Genomic DNA, 6,000 nt, shown 5'->3' on the forward strand with positions numbered 1-6,000 from the left:
TTTTCTTTTTTTGAAAGAGAGGTTAGATGATGAAAAACACAAAATTTATTACTGAGGGTGCAGCGTTGTTAGCAATATATGCAATGTTGTTGCTTATATCTATGTATGTTCCGATTTTAGGCACAGTTGTAACGTTTGCGTTGCCGTTGCCATTTATATTGCTAACGATAAGATATAAAATATCTAATGCTTTTGTAATTTTTACGGCAGCGCTTTTTATTACTGTTATTGTTAGTCAACCGATGAACTTGGTAAAGACAACTATGTTTGGATTAATAGGTATCGTTTTAGGACATATGTATAAAAAACAAAAGAAGCCAGTAGAAATTTTGATGGCGGGGACGCTTGCTTACTTAATTGGTATTATGCTCATTTATGTTGTGAGTATAAAGTTTTTTAACATAGATTTAATGAAGCAAATGCAAAATATGTTTAATGAAAGTATGGCGCAAAGCGAAAAGATAGTTACTGCTGCAGGTATGCCGATTAGTAAAGAGCAAAAAGAGCTATTTGCACAATTTAATGATGTGTTACAAACGTTATTCCCAAGTTTAATTGTCATGGTCTCAGTATGTTTTTCTTGGATTACAGTTATGATATCAGGTAGTGTTTTGAGAAAGTTAAAACACGATGTCATACCTTGGCCTAAATTTAAGGATATACAATTACCGAAGAGTATTGTTTGGTATTACGTTATATTTATTTTGCTATCAACTTTTATAAAAGTAGAACCGACATCATATTTACATATGGTATTTTCTAATCTATATGTCATATTTGCTTTATTACTAGTGCTACAAGGCCTGACGTTTATCACTTTTTTAGCGCATAGCAAAGGTTTTACGAAAGGGGTTCCTATTATTAGTTTTATCGCCTGCATGTTTATCCCGATGCTGTTTCCTCTTGTGACAATCTTAGGTATAATTGATTTAGGGATTTCATTGCGTTCTAAAATAGGAGGATAAAATAATATTCCTTATACTATTTTAATCTGTATTACTAACTGGAAGGTGAGTTAGTTTTACTTTATAGGAGTTGTATACATGCCTGAATTTTATAAGAAACAGTGGTTTTTATATCCTGTTTACGTATTGGCATTTTTTGTGTTTGTGCTCATTTCAATTCTCTGTTATTTTCATTTACTAATGGGGATAGTCTCCTTCTTTATTTTTTGTATCGTCCTTTTTGTTGTTGTACGATTTGAACTTACTTTCCAAAAGAATTTTGAAAAACATACGACAGATATGATTACAAGGGTAAAGAAAGTGAGTAATGAGGCATTTAACCAGATGCCGATTGGTATTTTGTTATACAATAAGGATTATGGGATTGATTGGGCAAATCCTTATTTATCTTCATGTCTGGGGCAGCATGCATTAGCTGGATGGCACCTTTATGATGTATCAGAAACGTTACTTCTTTTTATTAAGGGAGAAACGTCTGATGATATAGTCTCTTTAAATAATCGAAAGTTTCGTGTCTTTGTAAGGAAAGAAGAAAAGTTAATTTATTTCTTTGATGTAACAGAACAAACAGAGATTGAAAAGATGTACGAGGATCAACGTACTGTTTTAGCTGTCATTTATTTAGATAATTATGATGAAGTTACACAAGGGTTAGATGATCAATTACGTACGAATATAACAAGTCTTGTAACATCAAGACTAAATGAGTGGGCCGTTAAGTATGGGGCATATTTAAAACGTGCATCTTCAGAAAGATTCTTCGTTGTGTTAAATGAAAGTATTTTAGCGCAGATGGAGAAAGGGAAATTTAGCATTTTAGATCAAGTGCGTGAAGAAACATCCAAAAGGAATATACCACTTACATTAAGTGTAGGTGTTGGATCAGGTGATTTACCTTTATCCGAGCTTGGGGCGATGGCTCAATCAGGTTTAGACCTTGCGCTTGGGCGTGGTGGAGATCAAGTAGCTATTAAACAAGCGACAGGTAAAGTTAAGTTTTATGGTGGTAAGACAAATCCGGTGGAAAAACGTACTCGTGTACGTGCCAGAGTGATTTCGCATGCATTAAAGGATTTAGTATTAGAAAGTAGCAATGTCATTATAATGGGACATAGGGCTCCTGATATGGACGCGATTGGTGCTGCGATTGGTATTTTAAAGGTAGCGCAATTAAATGAGCGCAAAGGATATATTGTGCTCGATGAAAATGATTCTGATAAGGGAATTAAGCGTTTAATGGATAAAGTGAAACAAAATGAAGAGTTATGGTCTCACTTTATTACACCAGAACAAGCAATGGAATTTGCAAATGATGATTCCTTACTTGTTGTTGTTGATACGCATAAACCTTCAATGGTGATGGAAGAAAAGCTATTACGCAAAATTGAAAATGTAGTTGTTATTGACCATCATCGCCGAGGAGAAGATTTTATTGAAGATCCATTGCTTGTTTACATGGAGCCATACGCTTCTTCCACGGCGGAACTTGTTACGGAATTACTTGAATACCAACCGAAAAATTTAAAAATGACAATGTTAGAAGCAACAGCATTATTAGCAGGTATTATTGTTGATACGAAAAGCTTTACATTCCGGACAGGTGCTCGTACGTTTGATGCGGCTTCTTATTTACGCTCACACGGTGCAGATACTGTACTTGTACAAGAGCTTTTAAAAGAAGATATGGATCAGTATTTACGGGTTGCAAAAGCTATTAAAAATGCGTACATTTATACAAATGGAATTGCGATTGCAAAAGTTGATAGCGATGATTACTACGATCAAGTGCTTATTGCGCAATCAGCGGACACATTATTAACAATGACAGGAATTATTGCATCATTTGTTATTGCAAAACGTGGCGAGAATTTCATTGGAATTAGCGGCAGGTCTTTAGGTGAAGTGAATGTGCAGCTAATTATGGAAAACTTAGGTGGTGGCGGGCATTTAACGAATGCAGCCACACAAATGAAAAATGTTACAGTAGATGAAGCTGAGGAGAAGCTTCGATTTGTTATTGATGACTATTTACAGGGAGGCACACAATCATGAAAGTAATTTTTCTAAAAGACGTAAAAGGTAAAGGGAAAAAAGGGGAAGTAAAAAACGTACCAGATGGTTATGCAAATAACTTCTTACTAAAACAAGGATTAGCTGCTGAAGCGACGAATAGCAGTATGAAAACTTTAGAAGCTCAAAAGCGCAAAGAAGAAAAAGATGCAGCAGCAGAGCTTGAAAATGCAAAACAATTAAAAGAAACGTTAGAGAAATTAACTGTAGAATTAAAGGCTAAATCTGGAGAAGGCGGTCGTCTATTCGGTTCAATCACAAGTAAACAAATCGTAGATGCAATGCAAAAATCTCACAATATTAAACTTGATAAGCGTAAATTTGAAATGGATGATGCAATTCGTGCATTAGGCTATACAAACGTTACTGTGAAATTGCATCCGCAAGTAACAGCAACAGTAAAAGTTCATGTTAGTGAACAATAAAACTAAGTTAAGCAAGGAGGATTGCGTATGAGTGATGTAATGGCTGATCGTACCCCTCCACATAATATAGAGGCTGAGCAGGCAGTCTTAGGTGCTATATTGATTGATCAGGATGCATTAACTTCAGCATCGGAACTGTTGGTACCTGACTCATTTTATCGAACAAAACATCAAAAGATTTTTGAAGTCATGCTTGGGTTATCTGATAAGGGAGAACCAATCGACTTAGTAATGATGACGTCAGCAATGGCTGATCAAGGATTACTAGAAGAAGTTGGTGGGGTTTCTTACTTAGCAGAATTAGCAGAAGTTGTTCCGACTGCTGCTAACGTAGAGTATTATGCAAGAATCATCGCTGAAAAAGCACTGTTACGTCGTTTAATTCGAACGGCGACTCATATTGTGTCTGATGGATATGAGAGAGAAGATGATGTGGATGGTCTTTTAAATGAGGCTGAGAAAAAAATATTAGAAGTATCTCATCAGACGAATGCGAAAGCATTCCAAAATATTAAAGACGTTCTTGTAGATGCTTACGATAAAATCGAACTTTTGCATAATCAAAAAGGTGAAGTGACCGGGATACCGACTGGATTTACTGAATTAGATAAGATGACGGCAGGGTTCCAGCGAAATGATTTAATCATCGTGGCGGCACGTCCATCGGTAGGTAAAACGGCATTTTCATTAAATATCGCACAAAACGTAGCGACGAAAACGGATGAAAATGTAGCGATTTTTAGTCTAGAGATGGGTGCTGATCAGCTTGTTATGCGTATGCTTTGTGCAGAAGGGAATATTGATGCACAAAGACTTCGTACCGGATCGTTAACTTCTGATGATTGGGCGAAATTAACGATGGCAATGGGTAGCCTTTCTAATGCTGGTATTTATATTGATGATACGCCGGGGATTAAAGTAAATGAGATTCGAGCAAAATGTCGTAGATTAAAACAAGAACAGGGTCTTGGTATGATCTTGATTGACTACTTACAGCTTATTCAAGGAAGTGGGAAATCAGGAGAGAACCGTCAGCAGGAAGTATCTGAGATTTCTCGTACACTAAAAGGGATTGCGCGTGAATTACAAGTTCCTGTTATTGCCTTGTCACAGTTATCTCGTGGTGTAGAATCTCGTCAAGATAAACGTCCGATGATGTCTGATATTCGTGAATCGGGAAGTATCGAGCAGGATGCCGATATCGTAGCCTTCCTATATCGTGAAGATTACTATGACCGAGAAACGGAAAATAAAAATACGATTGAAATTATTATTGCAAAGCAGCGTAATGGTCCAGTAGGCTCAGTAGAGCTCGCATTCGTTAAAGAGTTCAATAAGTTCGTTAACTTAGAACGTCGCTTCGAAGATGGACATGCGCCGCCGGCATAACGATAGTATAAAAAAGAAACGCATTTCTTATAATAAGATGTGTTTCTTTTTTTTTATAGAAAAGATAAGGCTTTCATAGTGTGAAAATATAATTCTTACGAACGAAAAAGTTTTTTGACAAAAAAATGTTCGCTTTTTGGTTGACTTCTTTTTCGGTTTTGGTACAATTATATTGTTTGAATAGATCGTTTGAAAATTGCGGAGGTGCTTTAATAATGTCTTCAGTAGTAGTTGTAGGAACACAATGGGGCGACGAAGGAAAAGGTAAAATCACTGATTTTCTTTCTGAGCATGCGGAAGTAGTTGCAAGATATCAAGGTGGAAATAACGCAGGACATACAATTGTTTTTGGCGGGGTTAAATATAAATTACACTTAATTCCATCTGGTATTTTCTATAAAGAGAAAATTTGTGTAATCGGAAACGGCTTAGTAGTAGATCCGAAAGCATTACTTGAAGAGTTAAAATACTTACACGATCGTGGTGTAAGTACTGATAATTTACGCGTAAGTAACCGTGCGCACGTTATTTTGCCTTATCACTTAAAACAAGATGAGTTAGAAGAAGCAAGTAAAGGTGATAACAAAATCGGTACAACGAAAAAAGGTATCGGTCCTGCATATATGGACAAAGCTGCTCGTATTGGTATTCGTATGGCTGATCTTTTAGACCGTGAAGCATTTAAAGAGAAGCTTGAGCGCAATTTAGCACAAAAAAATCGTTTATTTGAAAAAATGTACGATACAGAAGGTTTCAGTGTAGAAGAAATCTTCGAAGAGTACTTCGAGTACGGACAACAAATCGCACAATATGTGTGTGATACGTCTGTTGTATTAAATGATGCATTAGATAATAATCACCGTGTATTATTTGAAGGTGCACAAGGTGTTATGCTTGATATCGACCATGGTACGTATCCGTTCGTTACATCTTCTAACCCAATTGCTGGTGGTGTAACAGTTGGAACTGGAGTTGGTCCTGCAAAAGTTACTCGCGTTGTAGGTGTATGTAAAGCATATACAAGCCGCGTAGGTGATGGTCCGTTCCCTACTGAGCTTCATGACGAAATTGGTCATCAAATTCGTGAAGTTGGTCGTGAGTATGGAACGACAACTGGTCGTCCACGCCGCGTAGGTTGGTTTGATAGCGTT

The 6,000-nt window shown here is 36.6% G+C and carries 5 protein-coding genes; all 5 read left to right on the forward strand.

What is annotated here, in order from left to right; translation table 11 throughout:
- Nucleotides 1-29 precede the first annotated feature (29 nt).
- Complete coding sequence (locus MR079_RS20130) at nucleotides 30-965, forward strand: YybS family protein (protein ID WP_139868622.1); 936 nt, start codon at nucleotides 30-32, stop codon at nucleotides 963-965.
- Nucleotides 966-1,043: 78 nt separating this feature from the next.
- Nucleotides 1,044-3,017, forward strand: coding sequence for a DHH family phosphoesterase (locus MR079_RS20135; protein ID WP_087955261.1), 1,974 nt, complete (start codon nucleotides 1,044-1,046; stop codon nucleotides 3,015-3,017).
- A complete protein-coding gene (gene rplI, locus MR079_RS20140; protein ID WP_000864231.1) occupies nucleotides 3,014-3,460 on the forward strand; it encodes a 50S ribosomal protein L9 in 447 nt (148 codons plus the stop codon). The genes MR079_RS20135 and rplI overlap by 4 nt, the downstream gene beginning before the upstream one ends.
- A 27-nt stretch (nucleotides 3,461-3,487) precedes the next feature.
- Entirely contained in the window at nucleotides 3,488-4,849 is a 1,362-nt protein-coding gene (gene dnaB, locus MR079_RS20145) for a replicative DNA helicase (RefSeq protein WP_001286244.1), read from the forward strand.
- A 215-nt stretch (nucleotides 4,850-5,064) separates the two neighbouring features.
- Nucleotides 5,065-6,000, forward strand: a 936-nt coding sequence (locus tag MR079_RS20150) for an adenylosuccinate synthase (protein ID WP_242294499.1), incomplete at its 3' end; no start/stop codon positions are given.

This window comes from Bacillus cereus group sp. BfR-BA-01381, assembly GCF_022663555.1.
Lineage (GTDB): Bacteria > Bacillota > Bacilli > Bacillales > Bacillaceae_G > Bacillus_A > Bacillus_A pacificus.